This is a genomic window from Pacificispira spongiicola, from assembly GCF_012926505.1.
Taxonomy (GTDB): domain Bacteria; phylum Pseudomonadota; class Alphaproteobacteria; order UBA8366; family Aestuariispiraceae; genus Pacificispira; species Pacificispira spongiicola.
Window position 1 is genome coordinate 462,748 of sequence record NZ_JABBNT010000003.1, and the last position, 26,438, is coordinate 489,185.

The following is a 26,438-nucleotide window of genomic DNA, read 5'->3' on the forward strand; positions in this document are numbered from 1 at the left end:
GTCGCGGCTTTTTCCCTTTAATGCTGTTCCAGCGCCAGTGTGAACTCGCCCCGCCGGATGCGATGGGGCAATGTCTCCATGATATCGGCGACATCGTCTTCACCGTGATCTTCGATCATGTCCGTCAGTGCCAGATACAGACAAACTTCCGATAAAAGATCGCTGGGCAGTCCTTCCACGCAGGCTTCATCCCACGTGTCCAGAAACAGGGAAATCACGCGTTTGCGCAATTTCTCCGATACTTCCGCACGGGACGGCCCGGCGGCTTCATAGTTACTGATCATGGTTCCTCCGCTCCGGCCAAAGTGCCAGGGTTGCCTGAGCTACAATGACTGGGTACAGCGATTCGGAAACGCCTGTCACTAGGCAGAATTTTCCTTCAATAAAAGATAGTTAAGAAGGACAGCTAAAGTCGTTTCGAAAGCGTTTCAAAACCTACTTTAAGACACTGATTTTCTACGTGAACCGCTTCATGGACAAATTCACGTCAGGCCCCGGATCGGGGGATTTCCCATCGGGGCGGGAGTGACCATACTCCCCATTATGTCTGATGCCTTACCAACTCTGCCCAGTGCCTTTTCGTCCTGGTTCCGATCCCGGGACTGGGCGCCGCATCCGCATCAGATGGAGATGCTGGCCGTCGACGGGCGTGGGGAGAACGCGTTGCTGATCGCGCCGACCGGGGGCGGCAAGACATTGGCCGGGTTCCTGCCCAGCCTGATCGATCTTGCGGCGGCCCCGGACCGCAACGGGTTGCACACGCTCTATATCTCCCCGTTGAAGGCCCTGGCGGTGGATATCCAGCGGAACCTGACCACGCCGATCGAGGAAATGGACCTGCCGATCCGGGTGGAAACGCGGACCGGGGACACGCCCGCGAACCGGCGGCAGCGTCAGCGGGAAAATCCGCCGCATATCCTGCTGACGACACCGGAATCTTTGTCGGTTCTGCTGTCCCAGCCGGACAGTTTCGATCTGTTCGCCGGATTGCAACGGATCGTCGTGGACGAAACCCATGCCCTGGTCGGGACGAAGCGCGGCGATCAGCTGGCCCTGTGCATGGCGCGTCTGTCGCGGATCGCCCCCGATGTGCGCCGCATCGGCCTGTCGGCCACGGTCGCCTGGCCGGAGGAACTAAAGGCCTATATCGCGCCGGATGCCGATCCGGGGCGCGTCACCACGGTCAACGGCATGCAGGCGAAGCAGGCGGAGGTCAGGCTGCTGGCCACGGATGAAAGCCTGCCCTGGTCCGGTCATTACGGGCTGCACGCGGTGCCGGAAATCTATCGTGAAATCCAGCAAGCGGGCACGGCCATCGTCTTCGTGAATACCCGCGCCCAGGCGGAGTTGCTGTTCCAGGCCCTGTGGCATGCGAATGAGGATGCGCTGCCCATCGCCCTGCATCACGGTTCCTTGGACCGGGACCAACGCCGTAAGGTGGAGGCGGCGATGGCCGACGGCAAATTGCGCGCCGTCGTGGCCACCGCCTCTCTGGATCTGGGTATCGATTGGGCCGCGGTCGACTTGGTTGTGCAGGTCGGCCCGCCGAAGGGTGTGTCGCGTCTGATCCAGCGGATCGGCCGGGCCGGGCATCGGCTGGATGTGCCGAGCCGAGCCGTGCTGGTCCCCTGTAATCGGTTCGAGGTTCTGGAATGCCGCTGCGCCATCGACGGTGTGGCGGAAAACACCCTGGACGGCGATCCGCCGCGCCCCGGCGGGCTGGACGTGCTGGCCCAGCATGTGATGACACTGGCCTGTGCCGGGCCGATCCATCCCGGTGAGATTTTCGCGGAAATCACCGACGCGTCCCCCTATGCCGATCTGCCGCGCGACACATTCGACGCCGTGCTGCGCTATGTCGAGGACGGCGGTTATGCGTTGAAAAGCTACGACCGGTGGAAGCGCCTGTTTCACAAGGCCGACGGCACTTACGAAGTATCCTCCCCCCGGATTGCGCAGCGCCACCGCATGAATATCGGCACCATTGTCGAGGAGGCCCTGCTGAAGGTGCGGATGCGGGGTGGCGGCACTTTGGGAGAGGTGGAGGAGTATTTCGCGAATATGCTGGAGCCGGGAGACACCTTCCTGTTCGCGGGTCGGATGCTGCGGTTCGAGGCGATCAAGGACATGGCTGTCATTGCCACGGCGGCGCAGGGCACCGCGCCGAAGGTTCCGGCCTATATGGGCGGGCGCATGCCCTTCACGACGCATCTGTCCGACCGGGTGCGGCATACCCTGTCCGATCCGTCGACCTGGGGCGGCCTGCCGGACACGGTGCGGGAATGGCTGCGGCTGCAGCAATGGCGGTCGGTTCTGCCCGGCGACGACGGGTTGCTGGTCGAAACCTTCCCGCGGAACGACAAGGAATATCTCGTCGCCTACAGCTTCGCGGGTCGCAACGCGCATCAGACCCTGGGCATGCTGTTGACCAAGCGGATGGAACGGATGGGATTGGGGCCGTTGGGCTTCGTTGCCAGCGATTATGTGATCGCGGTGTGGAGCCTGAAACCCGCGCGGGACTTCGCCGCCCTGTTCGACGAGGACATGCTGGGCGACGACCTGGAAGCCTGGATGGAGGATTGCTCGCTGATGAAGCGGACCTTCCGCAATGTCGCCATCGTCGCGGGCCTGATCGAACGCCGCCAGCCGGGGCAGGAAAAGACCGGGCGGCAGGTGACCTTCAGTTCCGATTTGATCTATGACGTGCTGCGTCGGCACGAACCGGACCATATCCTGTTGCAGGCGACGCGGCAGGATGCACGCGGCGGGTTGATCGATGTCGGGCGCTTGGCGGAATTCTTGACCCGCGCAAAGCACGGGATTCGGCACCGACGCCTGGATCGCGTGTCGCCGCTGGCGGTGCCGATCCTCCTCGAAGTCGGGAAGGAATCCGTCTATGGTGACGCCGAAGCCCAATTGTTCGACGACCTTGCCCGCGACCTGATCGACGACGCCATGAATGTCGACACGCAGGGCGGATTGCCGCTGTAACCCAATGACCCAATTCGCCGACATAACGCTAAACGGTGTCCGCCTTCAGGCTTGGGCGGATGGCAGCCTTTACTGGCCGGACGGACAGACCTTGATCGTCTCCGACCTGCATCTGGAAAAGGGGTCGTCCTATGCCAGGCGCGGTCAGATGCTGCCGCCCTATGACAGCCGCGCGACGCTGGAACGGTTGGACCGCGCACTGACGGGCCGGGCGGTGCGACGGCTGATCTGCCTGGGCGATTCGTTCCACGATCAAGGCGCGGCGGATCGATTGGGCGGGGACGAGCGCAACGCCCTGATCGCCTTGACGGAGCAGGTGGAAACAATCTGGATCGCCGGTAATCACGATCCCGCTCCGCCGCCGGATTTCGGCGGTATGGTGGTGGAAGACCTTGTCGAGGGCGGGCTCGTTTTCCGGCATGAGGCCGATACGCAAACCGGCTGGGGCGAAATATCCGGCCACTACCATCCCAAGGCTGGACTGTCGGCGAAGGGGCGGCGGCTGTCCGGCCCCTGTTTTATGGAAGACGGACGACGGCTGATCATGCCCGCTTTCGGCAGCTATACCGGCGGATTGTCGGTTCTGGACCCGGTCTATCGCCCCCTGTTTCAGACGGGGTTCCGGGTGCATATCACCAGTCGCCACGGTGTCTTGTCGGTATCGGAAGACAGGCTGAGACAGTCGAACCGGGCCGAAGCGGGTGCCTCGGCCCGGTTGCTGCGGCGCTAGACGGTTGGGTGGGGAGTATCCAACGCCGTCTCTCTATACGCAGGGGCCCGGCCATTGGATTACCGGCGCTGATCCAATTTCGGGGGCCGGACCGTAAAAAGTTAAAAATCGGTACCGAAAAGAGCGATAGATGCCTTCCCCTTCCCTGATCTGGTTCCGCAAGGATTTGCGACTGACGGATAATCCGGCTCTACAGGCGGCGCTGAACAGCAAGTCGCCGGTGATCTGCCTTTTCATTCTGGATGACCGTATCGACGGCAGCTTGCCGATGGGCGGGGCATCGGCCTGGTGGCTGCATCACAGTCTGGCGGCGCTCGACACCGCCTTGCGGGATCGCGGTGGGAAATTGATCCTGCGCCGGGGGGCGGCTCTACCGATCCTGGAGGATATATGCCGCAGGGCGGATGTCGGCGCGGTCTACTGGAATCGCTGCTACGATCCGGCCGCGATCGACCGGGACACGGCGATCAAGAAGGCGCTGAGCGAGGCGGGCGTCGTGGTCGAAAGCTTCAACGGGTCTCTGCTGCGCGAACCGTGGGAGGTCAAAACCAAGACCGGCGGCGCGTATAGCGTCTTCACCCCATTCTGGAAGGCGTCCTGTGCCTTGGGTGAGCCGGACCGCCCGACCCCAGCGCCGGAGACGCTGCCCGGCTATTCCGGGGATCTGGATGCTGAAACGCTGGAATCCTGGTCTCTGGTGCCGACGAGGCCCGATTGGGCGGGCGGATTGCGGGAAACCTGGCAGCCGGGGGAAAACGGCGCGCGCGCGCGGTTCGACGCCTTCCTGGACAAGGATATTGCGGGTTATGGCGAACGCCGGAACCGACCCGATTGGGATCGAACGTCGCGGCTGAGTCCACATCTGGCCTTCGGCGAATTGTCGGTGCGGGAAATCTGGCATGCGGCGCTGGGGCATGCCCGCTTCGTTCTGGATGGTGAGGAGTCCGGGGCCTGGTCCTTCCTGCGGGAGGTCGGCTGGCGCGACTTCAACCACAATCTGCTGTTCCACAATCCGGACATGCCGACAGTCAATTTCCACCGAAAGTTCGATGCCTTCCCCTGGCGGGAGGATGAGGACGGTTTCCAGGCCTGGTGCCGGGGGCGCACGGGCTATCCTCTGGTCGATGCCGGGATGCGGGAGCTATGGCATACGGGTTTCATGCACAATCGCGTGCGGATGGTTGCGGCGTCCTTTCTGATCAAGCATCTGCTGGTCGATTGGCGCCGGGGGGAGGCATGGTTCCGCGACACGCTGGTCGATGCGGATCTGGCCAACAATGTCTGCAACTGGCAATGGGTCGCAGGTTGCGGTGCGGATGCGGCCCCGTATTTCCGCATTTTCAACCCGACGGGGCAGGCCGAAAAATTCGATCCGGACCAGGCCTATATCCGGCGCTGGGTGCCGGAACTGGCACACGGGGGCGAAGACTATCCCGCGCCCATCGTGGATCATAGGATGGCGCGTCAGCGGGCGCTCGACGCCTATGCCGACATTAAAGGGGCGGTATAAAATCAGGGGTCACACCAACTTCACGACCCGGTCATGGATCGGTAACCGGTGCGGTGTTGATAGAGCGGCATTTTGCGATCTGTGAAAGGAGACCCACCATGTCGCATTCCCCGACGGAGACGTTCGAAACCTCCGAAGACCTGCCGACCAATACCAGCGGTAATGAGACCTTTGCGGCGCTCTGTAGCCGTCGTTTCCTGTTGAAGGGCATGCTGGCCGCCGGGACCGCCTTGTCCTTCGGCGGTTTGGCCAATCCGTTGCGCGCCGCCGGTGGGGCCGCGTTCTCCTTTGACGAAATCAGCCACGGCGTGGACGAAACCCACCATGTCGCGCCGGGCTATAACGCCGATATCCTGCTGCGCTGGGGCGATGCGCTGTTCCCCGATTCGCCCGCCTTCGATCCGATGACGCAGACCGCGGCGACGCAGGAACGTCAGTTCGGTTACAACAACGACTTCATCGGCGTGATTCCGCTGGCGGCGGATCGCGCTGTTCTGTGCGTGAACCACGAATATACCAGCCCGGAAGTCATGTTCCCCGGTCTGAACGGCGCGGAAATGGCGGATAGCGCCGATCTGGTCGATATCGAAATGGCGGCCCATGGCGGCACGGTGGTCGAAATCACCCGCGACGGATCGGGCAAATGGGCGGTCGATACGAACGGCGCGCGCAACCGCCGCATCACGGTGAACACGCCGATGCGCCTGTCCGGCCCCGCCGCCGGTCATGACCGGGTGAAGACCAAGGCCGACCCGGACGGCATGACCGTGCTTGGCACTTTCAACAACTGTGCCGGGGGCATCACGCCCTGGGGCACCTATCTGATGGCCGAAGAAAACTTCAACGGCTATTTCCTTGGCAAGGACGCGGCGGAAAGCCATCCGGAAGCCGATGCCCTGAAACGCTATGGCGCGCCGGGCGAATGGTATGCCTGGGGCAAGTATCACGATCGTTTCGACATCGCGAAGGAACCGAACGAAGTGAACCGCTTCGGCTGGGTCGTCGAAGTCGACGTGGAAGATCCGGCGTCCACGCCGGTGAAGCGCACGGCGATGGGCCGCTTCAAACATGAAGGCGCCGAAACCATCGTCAACGGCGACGGTCGCGTCGTCGTCTATATGGGTGACGATCAGCGTTTCGATTACCTGTACAAATTCGTCACCGACGGGAAATACGACCCGGCGAACCGCGCGGCGAACAAGGACCTGCTGGATCACGGCACGCTGTCGGTTGCGAAATTCGGCGAAGACGGCTCCGTCACCTGGCTGCCGCTGACCCATGGCACCGGTCCGCTGACTGCCGAAAACGGCTTCAAGGATCAGGGCGACGTCCTGATTTCCACCCGTCAGGCGTCGGACCTGCTGGGCGCGACCAAGATGGACCGCCCGGAAGACGTCCAGGCCAATCCGAAAACGGGCAAGGTCTATGTCATGCTGACCAACAATTCCAAGCGCAAACCGGAACAGGTGGACGGCCCGAATCCGCGCGCGGAAAATACCTTCGGTCAGATCGTCGAACTGACGCCGGAGGGCGGCGATCACGGGTCGGACAAGGCGACCTGGGACATGCTGGTCGTCTGCGGCGATCCGTCGAACCCGGATGTCGGCGCGAAATGGAACACGGCGACGACGGAAAACGGCTGGTTCGCCTCCCCCGACAACTGCACGGTCGATCCGTCGGGCCGCCTGTGGGTGTCCACGGACCAGGGCAGCAGTTGGGCCAAATCCGGCACGGCGGACGGGCTGTGGGCGATGGAAACCGACGGCGACCTGCGGGGAACGGGCAAGATGTTCTTCCGTGTGCCGATCGGCGCGGAACTGTGCGGCCCGGCCTTCCACGAAGACGGCACCACCCTGTTCCTGGCCGTTCAGCATCCGGCGACCGACGGGACGAAGAACTATCCCGGCTTCGAACGCAATTCGACCTTCGAAGACCCGGCGACCCGTTGGCCCGACTTCAAGGACGGCATGCCGCCGCGCCCGTCCGTGGTCATGATCACGCGTCAGGATAAGGGCAAGATCGGCGTCTGACGCGACCCTGGACCGACATAAAGAAGGGGGAGGGACCAACCGGTTCCTCCCCCTTTTCGTGACTTACGGGGCTGTTACTCCGCCGCTTCCTTGGAGGCGAGCAGCTCCGGATTCGGCAGGTAATCGTCGATGGAAACCGGATCGATCTGCGACGGGTCCAGGAATTCGTCGGCATAGCGTTGCCAGACGCCCGATTTCAGGAACAGGTCGAACAGATCGGCGTCGATATGCTGATCCTGGCACATGAATTTCATGATTTTCAGCGACTCGCTGATCGTCTTGGCCTTCTTGTACGGACGGTCGGCGGCGGTCAGGGCCTCGAAGATATCGGCGATGGCCATGATCCGCGCCGGGATTGACATATCCGACTTCTTCAACCCGCGCGGATAGCCGGTGCCGTCCATCTTTTCGTGGTGGCCGCCGGCATATTCCGGGACGCGCTTCATCTTCTTCGGGAAGGGCAGCTGTTCCAGCATCTTGATCGTGACGACGATGTGGTCGTTGATCTTTTCCCGCTCTTCCGCCGTCAGCGTGCCGCGCCGGATCGACAGGTTGTAGAGTTCGCCCTGATTGTACTGGTCGACCAGATGTTCGGGCAGGTCGCCCAGCAGCGGTTCCGTCGCCGGCGGCGGCGGCGGCGGGTTCTGTTTGACGCGCAGGGCTTCGACCGGGCTCAATCCCATGGCCTTGTCGAAATGCCGCGTCCAGGTCTGCGCGCCGATTTCCTTCAGGCGCACGATATCCTCGTCATCCATGAATTCGCCGCCGACATTGGCCGTGGCGACGAAATGGTATTCTTCCTGGAGCTTGTCGCAGGCGAATTGGAAATCCCGGTCGCAGGTATCGGGGTCTTCCCCGGCCAGCTTGCGCTTCAGACAGTCGATTTCCGCATCCCGGCGCAGAACCTCGAACCGGGTGCGGACCTCGTGAATCCGGTTATAGATCGTCTCCAGCTTGGAGGCCTTGTCGACGACATATTCCGGTGTCGTAACCTTGCCGCAATCGTGAAGCCAGGCCGCGACATGCAGTTCGTACCACTGGTCCTCGTTCAGGTCGAAGCCCTTGAAGATACCGTATTCGGCCTCGCAGGCGGCTTCGGCCAGCAGCTTCGTAATTTCCGGCACGCGCTGACAATGGCCGCCGGTATAGGGCGACTTGTCATCGATCGACGCCGCGATCATCTCGATCAACGAGTTCCACAGGGCCCGTTGCTGCTGGATCAGCATCTGGTTTTCAAGCGCGACCGCCGCCTGACTGGTCAGCGCCTCGATCATCGCCTGCATCGACGTTTCGAACGGGATCGTCGTGCCGCCCATATCCCGCGCATTGATCAACTGCAGGACACCGATGACTTCCCGCGCCGTGTTGATCATCGGCACGGTCAGGAAGGAACAGGACCGATATCCGGTCGTTTCGTCGAATTTCTTGGTGCCGGAGAAGTCGAACTCCTCCGCCTCGTAGGCGTCGGCGATATTGCTCGCCGTGGCCTGATGATAGACCGCCGACGCGACGTTGTTCATATTCTTGGAACCGTCGGGACGGTACAACGGGACCGGCGGGAACGGGATTTTCTTGCCCGTCGTGCCGCCCATGGCGATGTTCAACGTGTCGTTCCGCATGATCTGGAAGGACAGACCGGTTTCGTCCTCCGTCACCAGATACAGGGTGCCGCCGTCGGCGTTGTAGATCGATTTCGCCTCCAGGAGGATCATCTCCATCAGGCGGTCGTGATTCTTCTCCGCCGAAAGCGCAATGCCCAGCTCCACCAGCCGATGGACCATCTTTTCACCCGCGCGCCGCCCGAATGGGTGGTCGCGGCGATCGTCCTCACTGCCGATAGCGTCTTGGTCCTGACTCATGCCTTTTTTATCCAATCGCCGTCACGCACAACCATGGACCACCTTCCCCAGGGCCCAGATTGTTAGCCTGCATATCATTCTCAACTGAATCTATGCCAGGATCACGCGGTTTTTTCGCAGTCTAGCACAGGCACGAATGATGTATACGACGACATTGCGCGGCGCGGCATGGCGAATGGGGCCGAGTCCCCCCGGGCGGTCTAGTTCAACGGCGCGGTGCCGGAACCTGAAAAACCGTTATGGGTCAGTGTCGTGGACAGTGAATTCGTCCCAGTAAACGTTACGACGGCCTCGCAAGACGAACAACCGGTTCCCCCTGCGGCGATGCCGTTTGATCCGCCAATGGTCAGGCCGGTGGCGGAGTCGGACAGCGCCGTGCTGCCTTCCGAGATATTGAAGGTCGCATTGCCGGCCAAGCCTCCACCGTTCAGATCCCGGAACTGAATATCGAAGGTCCGCGCCGACAGATCGATATAAGTGTTGAACAGCCCGGTGATATCCCCGGACAGGACATTGTCATTGCTGCCGACGGACGATGCGCCGGCATTGGCGGAAATGATGTCGCCGAAGGTTGTGCTGTTCGCGCCGGTGGACGACGCGCCGGTGGTGATGTCGTTCGACTGCGATGCGTTGTTCGTATTGACGGCGACGGTCATGACTTGCGTAAACGACGTGTCCTTGGACGCTCCGGATTGGGACGACAGGTTGCCCGACGAGGATTGGGATGTGCCGCCACCCGACGCTGAGCTGCCCGAAGAGGACGTCCCGCCGGAACCCGTTCCGGTGCCGGAATCGGCCGAATTGTCGTCCCCGCCGTCGCCACCATCGGCGTCGCCGGATTGCGTGCCGCGGCCGGTCAGTGACTGTGACACATTGTTCACGGCGCCCGGCGGCGCGATGAAAAAGACCGGCGGTTGACCCGGGGTGGCGAGAACCGCGCCGCCCGGCCGGTTCAGATCGACGCTGCCGTTCGGGCTGGAGAAGGTGAAAGACCCGGTACTCGACCCGGTCTGGCTCAACGGGCCGGGACCTGCCAGCGCCGCGAAGACGACCGGTTGGTTCGGCTGGGGGGCGACCTGCTGCGATTGATCCGGGAATTGCTGGGCTGCCTGATCGGGCGTGAGGATCGATACCACGCCGATCGTGCCGCGAATACCGATGGTGCCGACCGGTAGCTTGATGACCATGCTGTCCGGGTTGCCGTCGGAAACCTTGCCGGTCACGAAGCGCATGACTCCTTTCGTCATATTCGCGGCCAGGGACCCGTCGCCCGTCGCGGGGTCATAGACGAATTCGTCGATCGAAATTTCGCTGTCCGCCCCGATCGTGAAAACGGTTTCGTCCATCAACAGGATTTGCATGCCGGAATCGCTGCCGGATGTGATGGCGTCGCGCATATAGATCGCCTCGCCGCTGGAAATCTGGCGGCCGACGGCATCGGTCCGCGCGACCTGTACCGCCCCGCGGACGGCGGCGGAAACCCCGGCTTGCACCGCGTCTTGCGCCACCGAAGGCGCGGACCATAGCGCAGCCCCGGATATCAGGCTGACGGTTAGGAAGTTCCGAAATGTCGTATTCATACCGATCGTCCTTTCGATGCGCCGGTCCGGCTGGCAGCCATTGCGGCGGGCAACCGTTCCAGGGGCATCCATTGTTGCGGCGCGTTCCGTTCCGCGCGCCGACTTCAAAAATCCAGACGCTTGGTCAGCAGGAACTGCGCCCGTGAGCTGCGATATTGGTAGTTCGTGATGTTGGACCGCTGATACGTATGTTCCCCGGTGAAAGAGATCGTCGTGTCTTTCAAAAGATCCGCCAGCAATTCGTCCATATTGCCGGACGGCCGCTTGGACGCGTCGAAATTGACCAGATCGGCCAACGGCATGCCATAGGTCATGCGCAGCCGGACCGGTTGTTCCAGTCGCCGGACATTCTGGGCGCCGACGATAAACGCGTCGGCCGACTGATAGCGGCGCGACCCGACCAACAGGTTGGTCAGCAGGAAGCGGCTGTTTTCCAGTAGCCACGTATGGGAAAGTTCCACGTTGTGATACTGGTAAGAATAGATGCGCGCACCATTGTTGGCCGGATCGGCGGCAGCGGATTTGAACTGGTAATGGCCGACCGCGGACAGATAATGGTTGGGGTGGACCAGCATGCCGAAGCCGAGTTTGGCATCGAACTTCTTCCCCTTGCGCAGCGTCAGGCTCTGATAATCGGGCGTGTTGTGATAGCCCTCGTTCTGCTGGGAAACCAATGCCCAGGTATCGAGAAGGGGCCAGTCCGTGCCGTCGAATTTGTGTTTGTGATCGACCCGAAGCTCAATGCCTTCCGACTGATAGAATTTGGTCCAGCCCAACCGCATGTTCGACATGAAGACGCGGGGCGATACGGTGATGCCCGGATAGCGCAGCCTGACGCCCGCATCCAATGACATGGAATGAACGTCCTGGCTGCCCGCCTGTTCCGTCAGTGTGTCTGCATACAGGTCGGCGCCGCCGAAAATTTCATGCTGGTTCTGGAATCCCGGATCGTAGGTTACGTCGTATCCCAGGATCGTCAGGAAACCGAGAATGCCGTTCGGCCGGTCGCTGTTGATGGAAATCGGACTGCGTGTCCCGACGGCGAGAAGTTCTTCCGACTGGGGTGCCGAGTTTCGGTTCGTGTCGTAATACGATCCGACGCTGATCGTCGCGGACTGTTTCAGCTTCCGGCGGCGTTTCTCGATCCGGTCGAGATAATCGTCCACGAAAGCCCTTGTTTCCTCATCGAGTTGCAGGCGAGATACCGTCCGGAACTCGCCTTCCGCCTCGTCCATATTGTCCAGACGGAACAGGACCATCGCGTATAAAAGCCGGACATTTGCCGCGTCCGGCGCTATCAGCAGCACGCGTTCCAGTGTTGCCGCCGCGCCACGGACATCCCCTGTCACGTTCACCTGATACAGCGCATAGCAGATGTTGAGTTGCACATCGTCGGGATTGGTCAGGATATCCGCATAGGTCACCGTGTCCGGACAATTGGGATCGTTCATGCTCTCGATGGCGATCCGGCTAGCCCGGAGCGTCTGTTCGACCTCCGACGTTCTCGTGTCCTGCTCCTCAATCCCTTGTTCGGGCGACACCGTTTGCGCGGACACCGTATTGGCGGAAAAACCGCCAATGACAACGGCCAGGGCAGTCGCACCAAAGACTTGCGCCGCGAGACGCTTAACGAGGCAGCACGGTTCAACCGCTGCCAGCCGACTTTGGGCTGCAAAATGCTTAAATAAAATCACACTTCACCCCCGGTACCGTAGCGTCCCACCGCGTTGCCGGGACACGACGAAGCATTGGCGATCCCCACGTCTCATTGCAAAACTAGCAAATTCGGTCCGACGTCTTGATTCAAAGACGCGCATTTCGGTGATGACGGTAAGGAAGTGTTGCATGATTGCGCCAGTTTTTACCGACAACGCCACCCTAGATTAAATTTATCCTCATATTTTCCCGTGCGACGATGGCGCCGGACCATGTGTTGCGGGCTTCCAGTTCCAGCGATTCCATGAAGGCGTCGTCATGGGTCGGATCATGGTGGAAGATGGCCAGCATCTTTACATTCGCCGCCTTGCACAGGCGCACGCCCTCTTCCCAGGTGGAATGACCCCAACCGACCTTTTCCGGAAATTCCGCTTCCGTATAGGTGCTGTCGTAGATGACGAGGTCGCTGCCTTCGATCAGGCCCAGGATATTCTGGTCGGGCTGCCCCGGAACATGTTCGGTGTCGGTGACATAGCAGACCGACTTGCCGCGATGGTCGATGCGGTAGGCCGTCGCCCCGTTCGGGTGGTTCAGGGGCGTCGTGGAGACCCGGACATTCGGGCCGATATCGAAACTGTCGCCCGCCGAAAAGTCGGAAAATGTCAGGGTGCCGCGCATCGCTTCCAACGGCACAGGGAAGAACGGCTGCGCCATCTGACCGGACAGAACCTTGCGGATGCCGCCTTCTTCCGGGGCGACATGCCCGGCCATGATTTCGAAGGACCGATCCGGCAGGAAGGCCGGGGTAAAGAAGGGGAAGCCGTTGATATGGTCCCAATGCGTGTGGGACAGCATCAGATGCGCCTTTTTCACTTCCTTCTTCAGCATCCATTGGCCCAGCGATCGGATACCGGTCCCGGCGTCGAAGATGATGCGTTCGCCGCCCGCCGCAACCTCGATGCAGCTTGTGTTGCCGCCGAACCCGATATGCTGTGGCGACGGACAGGCAATGGAACCGCGAACACCCCAGAATTTTACTTTGAAAGCCATGTTATCCCGCTTCCTTAGGCCCCGATCTCGTTCGTTTCGTTTACTTCTGCGTCCGTCCAAACGATTCGGGCTTTTTAGGTGTCCCTACCAAGGAACAAGGTAAATGTTCAGAAAATATCGTCTAGCAAATAATTTTACCCTATATTCGCAAGAAATAACAAATATTTACGGATGCAACCGAAGGGACACCCGCTCATTCTTTTTTTGGTTTTGCGGTAAAGGGGTGTTTACAATGTCTTTATTGGGCACCTTTGGTTGAGTATCCGCGTAGCCGGATGCCTTCAACCATTCCGGCCGCATTCCCAATTCCAGGAACACGCGCAGGACGCGCGCCGCCTGAGAGGCCGACAATTCCCAATTGGTCGGGAAGGCGCTGTTCGCAGGCGGCGGCAGGTCGGAGGTATGCCCCTCCACATCAATCTTGAAGACGTCATAAGGCGGTTCCAGCAATTGCCGATAAACCCCGCCCAGAACGTCCTGCGTCCCGGGCAGCAGTTTGATCGTCCCCGGTTCGAAGAAATATCCGGCGGCGAAATCGATGACGACCCCCTGATCGTCGAAGCTGACCTCGACCGCTTCCGGCGGCAGGACGCTGGATTCCGACAGAATATCCCGCATCTTGGACTCCAGCGTGAAGATCGGGGTCTCGCGTTCCGTTACACCGCCGATTTTTTCCGCGATTCCGGCCTGCACGTCCTCGAACATCGGCAGATCGACCTTGGAAAAGGACACCAGCATGACGAAGAACGCCATCAACAGCGTGATGGCGTCGGCATAGGTGACCATCCAGTCTTCGCTGTCGTCCGCTTCGGCGGGGGGCGCTGCCTTCTTTCTGCGTGCCATTTTCCGGGCTCCGGCTCGGGGCTAGCCTTGTTTGTCGATGTCGAAACGGATGCTGGGATCCAGGAAACTGTTCATTCGGTCGGCGATGTAGCGGGGCGTGCGGCGTTCCGCCAGCATGACCAGTCCTTCGGTCATCAACTCATGGCGGAAGCGCTGAATCTGATGGCGCTGGGTCAGCTTGCTCGATGCCGGGATCAGGATCAGGCGCGCGAACAATACGCCGTACAGCGTTGTGTTCAAGGCGACGGCCAAACCGACACCCAATTGTTTCGGGTCCGCGCCCAGATTGGACAGCATGATGATCAGCCCGACCAGGGTCCCGATCATGCCGAAGGCGGGCGCGGTCGCCGCCATGGTCTTCAGGATATTGGCCGGAACCATGTTGCGTTCGAAGGTCTTGTCGGCGGCGATGTCCAGGGAGTCGCGCAATTCCTCGCCGGTATAGCCGCTCAACAGGTTTTCGAGGCCGAAGCTCAGGAAATCGTCGCCCTGAACCTTGTTCACCTCGTTGTCCAGGGCAATCAGGCCGTTCTGCTGGGCCATATAGCCCCATTGGATGATGCGGCCGACATCCTGATTCAACACGTTGCGACCGGACCGATAAACGGCGAACATGCTGAAAATCGCGCGGATCGACAGCATGACATAGCGATATTCCTGGCCCAGGAAGGTCGCCGCAAGCGTGCCGCCGATCACCATGATCGCGCTGAACAGGTCGACGAATATGAAATAGTTATCCGTCGACGATACGATCGCGAAGATGAACAGGCCAAACGCCAGAATGAATGCGATGAGCGTATTGAGCGACATCGACCGGAACCGTTTCCCCTTTTCCGGCAATCCGTGTAAGGAAAGCCTGTCCCCGAAACCGCCGATGACAGTAGCGCGATTCGCCCCCTGTCATCTGCAAGACTTTCGCAAAGTATGCGCGAAACCGAGGGGATAGAAAGAACGAAACCGTTTTCGCGCCGATCGAAAGGCGGATCATGAGCCGTAGACCCCGACTGACACAACCGCGACACACACACCATCGCCGCCAACAGAGTGGGCGCGCTGAACCGATCGAAGCGCTGGTTTCGGAAATCGGCGCGCGCGGTGACGGTATCGCGCAATCCGACCAAGGGCTCCTGTTCGTTCCCGGCACGGCACCCGGCGATCGGGTATTGGTCCGACCCGGCCCCCGCCGGGGGGAAGGCCGAGCGGCAGAGCTGCTGGAGGTGTTGGAACCCGGACCGGATCGCGTCGATCCGCCCTGTCCGCATGCGAAAAGCTGCGGCGGGTGCAGTTTGCAACACATCCATCCGGATACCATCGCCGGGACGAAGCGTTCGATCCTGGCCGATGCCCTGGCCCATCGGGGCTTCGATGCGGACATTGTGACCGAAACCCGATCGGTCGGACCCGGCACGCGCCGTCGTCTGCGCGTCGCGGTGCGACGGCTGGGCGGGCGCACCGTCCTGGGCTTCAACGAACGGGCCAGCGGCAATCTGGTGGATATCTCCGTCTGTCCCATCGCACGGCCGGAACTGGTCTCGCTGTTCCCGGCGCTTCGGAAGCTTGCGGCCTCCCTGAACAGTTTGGGCAAGGGCGGCGATTTCCAACTGACTCTGACGGAAACCGGAGTCGATCTGCTGATCGTGCCGATGCGCGACGTCGATCCGGATTTGGGTGAGCGGCGGCGCATGGTGGATTTCGCGGAAGATCACGATCTTGCCCGCATCGCCTGGGAAATCGACGCCATCCCCGAACCCATCGTGGCGCGGCGGGATGCCGTTATGCGGTTCGGCGGCGTACCGGTCGCCCTGCCCATGGGCGCCTTCCTACAGCCGAGCGCGGAGGGCGAGGCCATCCTGGTTGAGCTCGTTCGTGCTGCAATTCCGGGAGGGGCCGATGCTGTTGCCGACCTTTATTCCGGCTGCGGCAGCCTGTCCCTGCCCCTGGTCGCGGATGGCCGGAACGTCCTCGCGGTGGAGGGGGAATCCGCGCCGGTCGGTGCCCTGCGCGCCGCGACGGGCGGCATGCGCGTCCAGACGGAATGCCGCGATCTGGCGCGGGCGCCGTTGACCGTCCGGGAATTGGACCGCTTCGATGCCGTGGTCTTCGACCCGCCCCGCGCGGGCGCGGCGGCCCAGGCGGAGGAATTGGCGCATAGCAAAGTCCCGCGCGTGATCGCCGTTTCCTGCAACCCATCGACTCTGGCCCGCGACCTGCGCCTGCTTGTCGACGGTGGTTATGTCTTGGACCGCGTCGTGCCGGTCGACCAGTTCACGTGGTCCGCCCATGTCGAAGCGGTGGCGGTGCTGTCGCGGCCTACAGAATAACCGCCAGTAGCAGCGGCAAGGTCGCGAAGCTCATCACCGTGGAGACAACGACCAGACCGGCGACTTCCGACGGGCTGTTGTCGTAATACTGGGCCAGCAGATAGTTGAAGACCGCGACCGGCATCGACGCCTGGATCAGGACGATACCGGCCGCCGTGCCGTCCAGCCCGGCCAGCCAGACGAAGCCCAGCCCGATGGCCAGCCCGCCGCCGATCCGCACGACGGACAGCAGGATCGCACGTCCGACCGCGCCGACGGTCAGTTTCGCCAGCGACACGCCCAGGAACAGCAGCATCATCGGAATGGTGAACTGACCCAGCAGGGAGACCGTGTTGCCGACCCAGACCGGTACGGGCGTATCCGTCCACAGCATCGCGACGGCGGCGGCGATGGCATAGATATGCGGCGTCGCCACGGCGCGTTTCCAGGAAAAGCGGTTGGCGGAAACCGATACGCCGAAGGTGAATTGCAGCAGTGCCGACACGGTGAAATAGGCGACGCCCAGCGCCAGCCCGACATCGCCGAAGGCGAACAGGCACAGGGACAGGCCCATATTGCCGGTATTCGGCAGGGTCAGCGCGGGCAGGAAGGCCCGTACCGGAAGGCGCAACACTTTCAGCACGATCAGGCCGAGCGCCGCCGCGCATAGATGGATGCCCACGGCGACCCAGGCGATTTCCGTCAACGCGCTCAACCCGATATCGGACTTCATCAGGGCGGAGAAGATCAGGCAGGGACTGCCGATCCACACGATCAGCGGGGTGAACTGGTTCGTGTCCAGGGTTCTGCCGGATTTGGTCCAGGCGAATCCGATCCCGGCCATGATGAAGACCGGTGCCAAAATTTCGAGTAAGTTGAAAATCATGCCCCCAACGATCTCCCGGTGCCGATTACCCGAACCGCGCTTTCACCAGGGCGGCGACGTCGACTTCCGGTCGCGCGCCGTAATGGGAGATGACCTCCGCCGCCATGATCCCGGCGATCCGGCCGGAATCGGCAAGACCATAGCCGTTGGTGTAACCGTAGAGGAAACCGGCGGCATATTGGTCGCCGGCGCCGGTCGTGTCGATCACGCGCTCGACCGGTTCGGCGTCGATGACATGCAGTTCGTCGCCGCGCAACACGACCGATCCCTTTTCCGACCGGGTCAGGCAGGCGATGCGGCAGTCGCGGCGCGCGGCCTGCAACGCTTCGTCGAAACTGGAAACCTGATACAGCGAGGTGATTTCGTCCTCGTTGGCGAACAGGATATCGACGTGATCCTTGACGAGGCTGAGGAAGGCATCGCGATGGCGGTCGACGCAGAACCCGTCGCTCAAGGTCAGGGAAACCTCCCGTCCAGCCTCATGCGCCGCGTCGGCGGCGGCAACAAAGGCGTCCTTCGCCGCATCGCGGTCGAACAGATAGCCTTCCAGATACAGGACCTTGGACTCTTTCACGGTTTCCAGGGCCACATCCGCCGTCGACAGGTCGTTGGCCGCCCCCAGATAGGTGACCATCGTGCGCTGCGCATCCGGCGTGACCATGACGAGGCAGCGCCCGGTGCCGGGACCGTCCGTCGCCATTGCATTCGGGAAGGCGAGGCCGAGCGCGGTCATGTCGTGACGGAAGACGGTGCCGAACTGATCGTCGCGCACCCGGCCGATATAGGCGCCCTTGCCGCCCAGCGCGGCGAAACCGGCCATGGTATTGCCGCAGGACCCGCCGGATTTCTCGATGCCCGGCGGCAGGGTTTCGTACAGCGCGTCCGACGCGTCGCGTTCGACCAGGAACATACCGCCCTTCGGGTGGCCGGTTTCGCTCAATTTCGCTTCATCGATCTCCACCAGAACGTCCACAAGGGCGTTGCCGATGCCCACGACGTCATACCGCGCGTCCGCCATTGACCAATTTCCTTACAAAAAAGTGATGTCACCGCAACGGGTGATAGCTTGTGCCGCTGGGACCCGCAATCCCTAGCATGGCACGCTGGCCGATAGGGCCTGCCCTCTCCGGTACGTTGAATAGCATTTTACCGATCTTCCGGTGGTTGATTGACGGGGAAGACAGACCCGCCCAGAGTGGTTTCAGGTGGATCATTTGAGGTATCCCGGCACCGGTGCCGGAAAGTCTGACATGGCTTTTTGCCCGAAAAATCTGACGATCCTGATCGCCGAGGACAATGCGGCGATCCGGATTCTCGTCCGCGAAACGCTGAAGGTCTTCGGCGTTCGTCACATTGTTGAATGCAGCAATGGCGCCGATGCATTCCAAAGGGTATGCGACCAGAATATCGACGTCGTCATCCTCGACTGGCAGATGGCGCCGATGGATGGGATAGAGGCAACCCGCAAAATCCGCAGGAAAGCCCCGGCACCGGCCTGCGAGGTGCCGATCTTGATGATGACCGGCCATACCGAATTGAAGCGGGTGCAGGCGGCACGGGACGCCGGGGTGACGGAATTCCTGGCCAAGCCGATTTCCGCCGCGTCGTTGCATCAACGGCTGATGACGCTGTTCGAACAGCCCAGGCCCTTCGTGCGGGCATCGAGCTATGTCGGACCGGACCGCCGTCGTCGCATTGCACTTGGCGCACCGCAACGGCGGGCGGGGGACGGTGCCGGACAGGCGAGCGCCTCGCCCGCCAAACAATTCGAACCGCCGGACGAGGCGGTGTTCGATATCGAACACATCAAAGACGGATCGTCTTAGCGAACCAGCGACAATATCCAGTAGACCGTTGCCGACAGCGCGGCGGAAGCCGGAACCGTGACCACCCAGGCCGCGACGATGGTCAGAAAATGCGACCGTCGGACCAGTTTGCGCTTCAGGATTTCTTCCGGGCTGTGCGCGGGCTTCATGTCTACCGGGGGCGAATCCTCGCCCAGACGGGACTGGCGCTGACGCTGCATCAATTCCTGGCGCCGTTTGCTGCGCCGGGTGAAGCTTTCGCGGAAGAAACCGACGCCGAAGACCGCACCGACAGCGATATGCGTCGAACTGACCGGCAGGCCCAGCCAGGACGCGACGATCACCGTCAGCGCCGCCGACAGCGCCACGCAATAGGCCCGCATCGGGTTCATCTTGGTAATCTTGCTGCCGACCATGCGGATCAGTTTCGGGCCGTATAGGAACAGGCCCAGGCTGATTCCGAAGGCGCCGATGATCATGACCCAGATCGGAACCGTGACCTTCGCCGACAGGGCGCCGTCCTGAACACCGTGCAGGATGGCGGCGACCGGTCCGATGGCATTGGCGACGTCGTTTGCGCCATGGGCGAAGGACAACAAGGCCGCGGAACAGATCAGCGGGATATGGAACAGTTTGCGCAGCGACTGATTCCGGTTTTCCAACCCTTCCGACTGACGGCGGACCAGCGGCTTCATGATCGCATAGACGACAGTGAAACTGCCGATCGCGATGATCAGCAGGGTCGTCAGATCGGGTTTCCAGAACCGCTTGAACCCTTTCACCGACAGATACCAGGCGAAGGCGCCCGCCATGACCGCGACCAGGATCGGAATCCAACGGCGCGCGGCGGCGATCTTATCCTCGCGATAAATGATGTTCAGCTTGATGAAGGCCAGGAACAGCGCCGCGATCACCCCGCCCAGAACGGGGGAGATGACCCAGCTTGCCGCAATCGCGCCGAAGACGTGCCAGTTGACCAGATCGAACCCGACCGCCGCGATGCCGATCCCCAATACCCCACCGACGACGGCATGAGTGGTGGATACCGGCGCGCCGATGAAGGTCGCCAGATGAATCCACACCGCCGAGGACAGCAACGCCGCCAGCATGCCCCAGACGAAGACGTTGGGATCGGGGACAAGGTCGGGATTGATGATGCCCTTTGAAATCGTGTCGACCACGTCGCCGCCGGCCAGCAACGCGCCGGCGCTTTCGAACACGGCGGCGATGACCAGGGCGCCGATCATGGTCATGGCGCGCGCGCCGACCGCCGGGCCGACGTTGTTGGCGACGTCGTTCGCCCCGATATTCAGCGCCATATAGCCACCCAGAATGGCGGCGAAGACGATGATCGCGGCTTCGGTGGACGCGCCTGTTACTGTGATGGCAAGCAGGCCGGACAGGCCCAGGAACAGGATGGCGATGCCATGGGAAACATTGCCGCGCGTCACACTGCGCGCCGCCGCCTCGACATGGACGATCTTCTCTAGATCCTTATCCAGCGATCCTTTGGGGGACATCAACGAGCGCGGCCTCCGACCAACTGTCCGACAGTTTACGCAAGGCGCGGCACTCGGACTTTTTTAGTTTTTTAAGAAGCTTCGCCAATCCGATATCGTCGACCAATCCGATCGCCTCCGACAGCGGCACCCATAACAGGCTGCGTTCGCCCCGTTCTTTCCAGTCCGCCCGCTGTTCAGTGACAAGCAACGGATAGACGCTGACACGGCAGGGAACGGAATATCCCTGCGACATGCGCTTCTCGTAGTGAAAAAAGCCCAGAGGATCAAGCGCGACCTGGCCGACCAGGCCCGCTTCCTCCTCCGCTTCCTTCGCGGCGGCTTCGGATGGGGCCAGTTTTCCGACGGGCCAGCCCTTCGGCACGATCCAGCGTTTCCGTTCCCGCGAGGTGATCAACAGCACCAAGGGTTCGTCCTGCCCGCACACAAAGGGCAGGGCGGCGATCTGCTGCACGGATCGGAACGTCAGAAACACGGGTGATTAGCACCAATTCGTTATCAATAGCGTGGGATCATGCCCGATACCGGGCCGCGAAAGCATGCGCGATCCTGTTTCAATTTGATGAAACATAAGACGATTCGAAAAAATCAGAAGGACAAATCCGCGTGAGGATCAGCGCGTGCCGTTCGGAATTTCCGCATAAAGATCGTATTCGTCGGCTTCCCGAACCGTGACCGTCAGGCGGTCGCCGGTCTTCAGCGTGTCGGTGCCGGGGCCTTCGATATGGACAAGGCCGTCGATTTCCGGCGCGTCGGCGTGGGAGCGGGCGGTGGCGAAGCCGTCTTCGTCGATTTCCTCGTCGACCAGGACCTCGATGGTCTTGCCGACCTTTTCCTGTAGCTTTTCGGCGCTGATCGCGGCCTGCGCTTCCATGAAGCGGTGCCAGCGGTCTTCCTTCACCGCTTCCGGGACATGGTTCGGCAGGTCGTTGGCGGCGGCGCCGTCGACATTTTCGTATTTGAAACAGCCGACGCGGTCCAGGCGCGCTTCCTTCAGCCAATCCAGCAGGATGTCGAAATCTTCCTCCGTCTCGCCGGGGAAGCCGACGATGAAGGTGGATCGGATGGCGATTTCCGGACAGGTTTCCCGCCATTTGGCGATGCGGCCCAGCGTCTTTTCCTGATGCGCCGGGCGCTTCATCAGGTTCAGGACATGCGGGCTGCCGTGCTGAAACGGGATGTCCAGATAGGGCAGGATCAGCTTGTCGGCCATCAGCTCGATCAGGTGATCGACATGCGGATAGGGATAGACGTAATGCAGCCGGACCCAGGCGCCCAGGCTGCCCAATTCGCGGGCCAGATCCTGGATATGGGCGCGGACTTCCTTGCCGTTCCAGCGGCTGGTCCCGTGTTTCAGGTCCAATCCATAGGCGGAGGTATCCTGGCTGATCACCAGCAATTCCTGAACGCCCGCCTTCACCAGACGTTCGGCCTCATACAGGACCTTCGCGGCGGGGCGGCTGTCCAGCTTGCCGCGCATCGACGGGATGATGCAGAACTTACAGGCGTGGTTGCAGCCTTCGGAAATCTTCAGATAGGCGTAATGGCGCGGCGTCAGGCGCACGCCCTGCGGCGGGACCAGATCGAATTTCGGGTCGTGCAGCGGCGGCAGGACCTCATGGATCGCGCCGACCACTTGTTCGTATTGATGCGGGCCGGATACCGACAGCACGTCCGGATGGACGGCGCGGATCGCGGCCTCGTCGGCGCCCATACAGCCGGTGACGACGACGCGTCCGTTTTCCGCCATGGCCTCGCCGATGGCTTCCAGGCTTTCCGCCTTGGCGCTGTCCAGGAAGCCGCAGGTATTGACGACGACGACATCCGCCCCCTCATAGGATGGGGACAGGTCGTATCCTTCGGCGCGCAGGCTGGTCAGGATCCGTTCGGAATCGACCAGGGCCTTCGGACAGCCGAGGCTGACGAAGCCCACTTTTCCGGGCGTTGCTTTGGTCTGGCTAGTCATGGACGGTCTGGTAACCGAAGGCGCGTTCCGATACAAGCGGAATAGCATGTTTCCGGGCTTCGGGGACGACGGTCCAAAAGGGATGAACCGATATGAAAACCCTCCTCACCATGGCGACGCTTGTCGCGGCGACGCTTTTTGCTCTGCCGATACAGGCGGCGGATTTCAGGGTCGGCTATCGGGCATTTTCCATTCCGTCGCCGGATCGGGACGCGCCGCTGCCGGTTTCCCTGTGGTATCCGGCGGACGGCAGCGGCACGGAACAGATATCGATTGGCGAAAACGGCGTGTTTCAGGGCGCGATGGGGGAGCTGGACGCCCCCATCGTCGCGGAGGCCCTGCCGCTGGTCGTCTATTACCATGGCGGGTTCCGGTCCGCGCCGAATTCCGGCGCCTGGTTGGCCCATGCCCTGGCGGCGCGCGGCTTCGTCGTTGCGGAAATCACGCCGCCGCGCTTGGCGCAGGATGATGCCGGAATGGCCCCGGCGGAAATCTGGAAACGGCCGTCGGATATGTCGACGGTCCTGACCGCCGTCATGGACGAACCGTCGGTCGCCGGTCATATCGATCCGGCGCGGATTGCCGCGCTGGGCACCTATCTGGGTGGAACGTCGGCGCTGTCGCTGGCCGGGTTGCGGCTGGACGGGCGCGAATACGCACGCAGTTGCGACGGCGATACCGGCAATGTCGATTGTGAATGGTTCGCCGTGAAAGGCGTCGACCTGCGCGATGTCGATACGGATCGGATCGAGGCCGACCGTCGGGACGACCGCGTCCGCCTTGCCATCGCGATCGACCCGGAACTGGCGGCCAGCTTTTCCCGCGACAGCGTGGCGACGCCCGCTGTGCCGGTCGCGGTCATCGCGCTGGGCGACAGGACGGACCTGACCATCGACCTGGGCGACAGCATTCCCGTTCAGGAAGCGTCGGACGCCACCCGCTTCAGCGCGTTCAACGACTGCAAGCCGAAAGGCGCGGCGATCCTGACGGAAAGCGGGGCCGATCCGGCGATCTGCATGTCCGACGATGCGGTCGGACGGGCGACGGTTCACACGGCATTGGCGGACCGGATCGCGGATATTCTGACGTCCTATCTGGCCAAGGCCAATTAGGCTGACCGGCGGTCTTCCGCCGCTTCCGATCCCGGTCGCGCGAATAACCGATTGATTTTCGGGTTTTCGTGGGGACAGCTATGGCCGTCGGAAGGTTCAGCTATGGGGAAAGAGAGACCGCAATGACGATCGACCGCAAGGATATCGAAGGGGATCAGGCGTTCCGGGGCGAGGGCCTGCTGGGGCGCGGCCACGACAATACGTTTTCCGGGGCGCTGAGCTTCCTGCGCCGGAAATACAGCCGTGACGTGACCGGTGCGGATATCGCTGTCGTCGGCGTGCCGTTCGATCTGGCCACGACGAACCGGTCCGGGGCGCGGCTGGGTCCGCGCGCGATGCGCGCCGGGTCGGCGGAACTGTCCTCGCTGAATGCGTTTCCCTTCGGTTTCGACCCGTTCGACTATCTGGGTGTCGTCGATTGGGGCGACATCTATTTCGATTGGGGCCACGGCGCGGCGGTGCCCGGCATCATTACCAAGGAAATTTCCGGCATTCTGTCGCAGGGCGCGAAGACCCTCTGTTTGGGCGGCGACCATTTCATCACCTATCCGATCCTGAAGGCCTATTACGAAAAATACGGCCCGATCCGGCTGGTGCATTTCGACGCTCATTGCGACACTTGGCCCGATGACGGCACGCGGATGGATCACGGATCGATGTTCGCCCGCGCCGCGACGGAAGGCATCGTGATCCCGGAAAAATCGGTGCAGGTCGGTCTGCGGACCTGGAACGACGACGATTACGGGTTCACCGAACTGAACGCGCCCTGGGTGCACAAGAACGGCGTCCAGGCGACGATCGACAAGATTCTGGAGGTCGTCGGCACTGACGGACCGGCCTATATGACCTTCGATATTGACTGTCTCGACCCGGCCTTCGCACCGGGTACCGGGACGCCGGTGTCGGGCGGGTTGTCCAGCGCGCAGGCGCTGGAAATCGTCCGCGCCCTGGGGCCGATCGACTGGGTCGGCGCCGATGTCGTGGAAGTCGCCCCGGCCTATGACCATGGGGAAATCACGGCGCTGGCCGCCGCGACCATTGCCCATGACTGGCTGTGCCTGATGGCGGAAAAGAAGCGCGGCGCGAAAAATGCATGACCGTTCAGGGCACTAACCCTAGCGTTTGAGGAAGAATGAGCGGGTTGCGCAGCACAACGATTCTGGTCGTCGAGGACCAGATGCAGATTCGGGGGCTTCTCGCCTCTGTCCTTCGCACGTTCGGCGTCGGTAATATCCTGCGCGCGTCCAATGGGGCGGAAGCGATCGAATTGTTGCGCACCGTGTCGCGCGATCCCGCCGCCGCGGGGGCCAGCCGCGTCGACGCGATCCTGTCGGACTGGGTCATGCATCCGGTCGACGGGGCGATGTTGCTGCGCTGGGTGCGCAAGCATAAGGAATCGCCGAACCGATTCCTGCCCTTTGTGATGATCACCGCCTTTTCCGACCCGCATCGGGTGGAATTGGCCCGCGATCTGGGCGTGACGGAATTCCTGTCCAAACCGTTTTCCGCGCAGTCGGTGGCGATCCATCTGATGGCGGCCCTGAAGGATAAGCGGCGTTTCGTGCGGGTGGGGCAATTCTTCGGTCCCGATCGCCGCCGCCGGGAGAGCCTGACCGCCAAGGACCGCCGCGACGCGGAAAAATCGGACGAGGAAAAAGGTGTTACCTTCTACGATCCGCCGATGGATTTGCGCCGCCGCGTCGCCAGTGCGGATATCGATATCCAACGCATCCTGGAAGTGCAGCGGGAAATGGACAGTTGGGCGGAAGACTTCCGCGACTGGACCGACGATTTCATCAAACAGATCGATGCCGCGCTGGGCGCGTGCCGGGGGTCGGAAACGGCGGACCGTCTGCGCCCGTTCAACCGGATCAACTTCCTGGCCCACGAAATGCGCGGACAGGGCGGGACTTTCGGATATCCGCTGGTCAGCAAGGTGGCGCGGTCCCTGTTCGACCTGACGCTGCACAATCTGGATCGGTCGGACGCGTGTTGCGACCTGATTGAGGAACATGTCCGTATTCTGAAGGCCGTGGTGCGCGAACGCATTACCGGCGATGGCGGCATTATCGGGCGCGAACTGATGCAGGAACTGGAACGCGCCAATGCGAAATTCCTGCGTAATTCCAGCGGCCTGCAATATGTCAGCCGTGCCTTCCACGATGCGAATGTTCACAATCTGGAAGAACCGGCGGCGCCGAAACCCAAGAAACCGCCGGCGAAAAAGCATCTGTTGTCCGAGGAAAAGTCGGCGGCGCCCGAAGACGCGGGGGATCGCGACGAAGCCATTCCGGACGGCCCAATTCCCGATGACGACGACCCGAATGACGTTGATCCGGATAAGGGCGCGGACGCCTTCGATATCGACATTTCCGATCAGGAAGACGCCGACCGCTGATCCGCCCCAAGCGGAACGCTCACCCGAAACGCCCGCCCTTAAACGTCCTAATTTCGCTGCGATTCAGACGGGCATTTTCATCAACCGTCCCTCTGTGCCATAATCGCGCGTGATTGCCTGTATTGGAGGGCGTCCAACATTGATCGGGTTTCCCTGCCGGAAGCCAACGGGAAGCGGAGGAAGAGCGGTTCTGCCGCGACAC

21 protein-coding genes are annotated in these 26,438 nt (G+C 61.8%); 9 read left to right on the forward strand and 12 right to left on the reverse strand.

The window, feature by feature from the left end; translation table 11 throughout:
* Nucleotides 1-17: 17 nt before the first annotated feature.
* Nucleotides 18-284: a hypothetical protein gene (locus HH303_RS11690; RefSeq protein WP_169625508.1), complete on the reverse strand. Its 267-nt coding sequence runs from the start codon at nucleotides 282-284 to the stop codon at nucleotides 18-20.
* A gap of 259 nt (nucleotides 285-543) precedes the next feature.
* Between HH303_RS11690 and HH303_RS11695 the strand changes: the two genes are divergently transcribed.
* The 4 genes from HH303_RS11695 to HH303_RS11710 all read left to right on the forward strand — a co-directional run bounded on the left by HH303_RS11695 (nucleotide 544) and on the right by HH303_RS11710 (nucleotide 7,261).
* Entirely contained in the window at nucleotides 544-2,991 is a 2,448-nt protein-coding gene (locus HH303_RS11695; RefSeq protein ID WP_169625509.1) for a ligase-associated DNA damage response DEXH box helicase, read from the forward strand.
* Nucleotides 2,992-2,995: 4 nt separating this feature from the next.
* Complete coding sequence (gene pdeM / locus HH303_RS11700; protein WP_169625510.1) at nucleotides 2,996-3,721, forward strand: ligase-associated DNA damage response endonuclease PdeM; 726 nt, start codon at nucleotides 2,996-2,998, stop codon at nucleotides 3,719-3,721.
* A 130-nt stretch (nucleotides 3,722-3,851) separates the two neighbouring features.
* Entirely contained in the window at nucleotides 3,852-5,231 is a 1,380-nt protein-coding gene (locus HH303_RS11705; RefSeq protein WP_169625511.1) for a cryptochrome/photolyase family protein, read from the forward strand.
* Nucleotides 5,232-5,329: 98 nt separating this feature from the next.
* A complete protein-coding gene (locus HH303_RS11710; RefSeq protein ID WP_169625512.1) occupies nucleotides 5,330-7,261 on the forward strand; it encodes a PhoX family protein in 1,932 nt (643 codons plus the stop codon).
* Between the two features lie 74 nt (nucleotides 7,262-7,335).
* On the opposite strand, the gene HH303_RS11715 is transcribed toward HH303_RS11710, so the two are convergent.
* From HH303_RS11715 to HH303_RS11740, 6 genes are all read right to left on the reverse strand, one after another.
* Entirely contained in the window at nucleotides 7,336-9,120 is a 1,785-nt protein-coding gene (locus HH303_RS11715; protein ID WP_169625513.1) for an HD domain-containing phosphohydrolase, read from the reverse strand.
* A 200-nt stretch (nucleotides 9,121-9,320) separates the two neighbouring features.
* Nucleotides 9,321-10,700, reverse strand: coding sequence for a FecR family protein (locus HH303_RS11720; protein WP_169625514.1), 1,380 nt, complete (start codon nucleotides 10,698-10,700; stop codon nucleotides 9,321-9,323).
* 104 nt (nucleotides 10,701-10,804) lie between these two features.
* Entirely contained in the window at nucleotides 10,805-12,394 is a 1,590-nt protein-coding gene (locus HH303_RS11725) for a tetratricopeptide repeat protein (RefSeq protein ID WP_169625515.1), read from the reverse strand.
* Between the two features lie 184 nt (nucleotides 12,395-12,578).
* Nucleotides 12,579-13,406: an MBL fold metallo-hydrolase gene (locus HH303_RS11730; protein ID WP_169625516.1), complete on the reverse strand. Its 828-nt coding sequence runs from the start codon at nucleotides 13,404-13,406 to the stop codon at nucleotides 12,579-12,581.
* A 165-nt stretch (nucleotides 13,407-13,571) separates the two neighbouring features.
* Entirely contained in the window at nucleotides 13,572-14,249 is a 678-nt protein-coding gene (locus HH303_RS11735; protein WP_169625517.1) for an OmpA/MotB family protein, read from the reverse strand.
* Nucleotides 14,250-14,270: 21 nt separating this feature from the next.
* A complete protein-coding gene (locus tag HH303_RS11740) occupies nucleotides 14,271-15,059 on the reverse strand; it encodes a motility protein A (protein ID WP_169625518.1) in 789 nt (262 codons plus the stop codon).
* Between the two features lie 176 nt (nucleotides 15,060-15,235).
* Between HH303_RS11740 and HH303_RS11745 the strand changes: the two genes are divergently transcribed.
* Nucleotides 15,236-16,570 (forward strand): class I SAM-dependent RNA methyltransferase, encoded by a 1,335-nt coding sequence (locus HH303_RS11745; protein ID WP_169625519.1) that lies wholly within the window; start codon nucleotides 15,236-15,238, stop codon nucleotides 16,568-16,570.
* Here HH303_RS11745 and HH303_RS11750 read toward each other — a convergent pair.
* Together HH303_RS11750 and HH303_RS11755 are read right to left on the reverse strand one after the other, a co-directional pair.
* Nucleotides 16,560-17,435, reverse strand: coding sequence for an AEC family transporter (locus HH303_RS11750; RefSeq protein ID WP_169625520.1), 876 nt, complete (start codon nucleotides 17,433-17,435; stop codon nucleotides 16,560-16,562). The two genes, HH303_RS11745 and HH303_RS11750, sit on opposite strands and share 11 nt — an antisense overlap.
* A 25-nt stretch (nucleotides 17,436-17,460) precedes the next feature.
* On the reverse strand, nucleotides 17,461-18,453 hold the full coding sequence (locus HH303_RS11755) for an adenosine kinase (protein ID WP_169625521.1): 993 nt from the start codon (nucleotides 18,451-18,453) through the stop codon (nucleotides 17,461-17,463).
* A gap of 232 nt (nucleotides 18,454-18,685) precedes the next feature.
* Between HH303_RS11755 and HH303_RS11760 the strand changes: the two genes are divergently transcribed.
* Complete coding sequence (locus HH303_RS11760; RefSeq protein WP_169625522.1) at nucleotides 18,686-19,261, forward strand: response regulator; 576 nt, start codon at nucleotides 18,686-18,688, stop codon at nucleotides 19,259-19,261.
* Here the strand turns inward: HH303_RS11760 and HH303_RS11765 are convergent.
* The 3 genes from HH303_RS11765 to rimO all read right to left on the reverse strand — a co-directional run bounded on the left by HH303_RS11765 (nucleotide 19,258) and on the right by rimO (nucleotide 22,726).
* Nucleotides 19,258-20,760: an inorganic phosphate transporter gene (locus tag HH303_RS11765; protein ID WP_169625523.1), complete on the reverse strand. Its 1,503-nt coding sequence runs from the start codon at nucleotides 20,758-20,760 to the stop codon at nucleotides 19,258-19,260. The genes HH303_RS11760 and HH303_RS11765 overlap by 4 nt on opposite strands.
* The gene (locus HH303_RS11770; RefSeq protein WP_169625524.1) at nucleotides 20,735-21,235 is read right to left on the reverse strand and encodes an NUDIX hydrolase; all 501 of its coding nucleotides are present in this window, start codon (nucleotides 21,233-21,235) and stop codon (nucleotides 20,735-20,737) included. Before HH303_RS11770 ends, HH303_RS11765 begins: the two co-directional genes overlap by 26 nt.
* 138 nt (nucleotides 21,236-21,373) lie before the next feature.
* The gene (gene rimO, locus HH303_RS11775; RefSeq protein ID WP_169625525.1) at nucleotides 21,374-22,726 is read right to left on the reverse strand and encodes a 30S ribosomal protein S12 methylthiotransferase RimO; all 1,353 of its coding nucleotides are present in this window, start codon (nucleotides 22,724-22,726) and stop codon (nucleotides 21,374-21,376) included.
* Nucleotides 22,727-22,818: 92 nt separating this feature from the next.
* On the opposite strand from rimO, the gene HH303_RS11780 reads away from it, so the two are divergent.
* The 3 genes from HH303_RS11780 (at nucleotide 22,819) to HH303_RS11790 (ending at nucleotide 26,236) form a co-directional block, all read left to right on the forward strand.
* Nucleotides 22,819-23,838, forward strand: coding sequence for an alpha/beta hydrolase family protein (locus tag HH303_RS11780; protein WP_169625526.1), 1,020 nt, complete (start codon nucleotides 22,819-22,821; stop codon nucleotides 23,836-23,838).
* Nucleotides 23,839-23,960: 122 nt separating this feature from the next.
* A complete protein-coding gene (gene speB, locus HH303_RS11785; protein WP_169625527.1) occupies nucleotides 23,961-24,935 on the forward strand; it encodes an agmatinase in 975 nt (324 codons plus the stop codon).
* Nucleotides 24,936-24,970: 35 nt separating this feature from the next.
* Nucleotides 24,971-26,236 (forward strand): response regulator, encoded by a 1,266-nt coding sequence (locus tag HH303_RS11790; RefSeq protein WP_169625528.1) that lies wholly within the window; start codon nucleotides 24,971-24,973, stop codon nucleotides 26,234-26,236.
* Nucleotides 26,237-26,438: the final 202 nt, after the last annotated feature.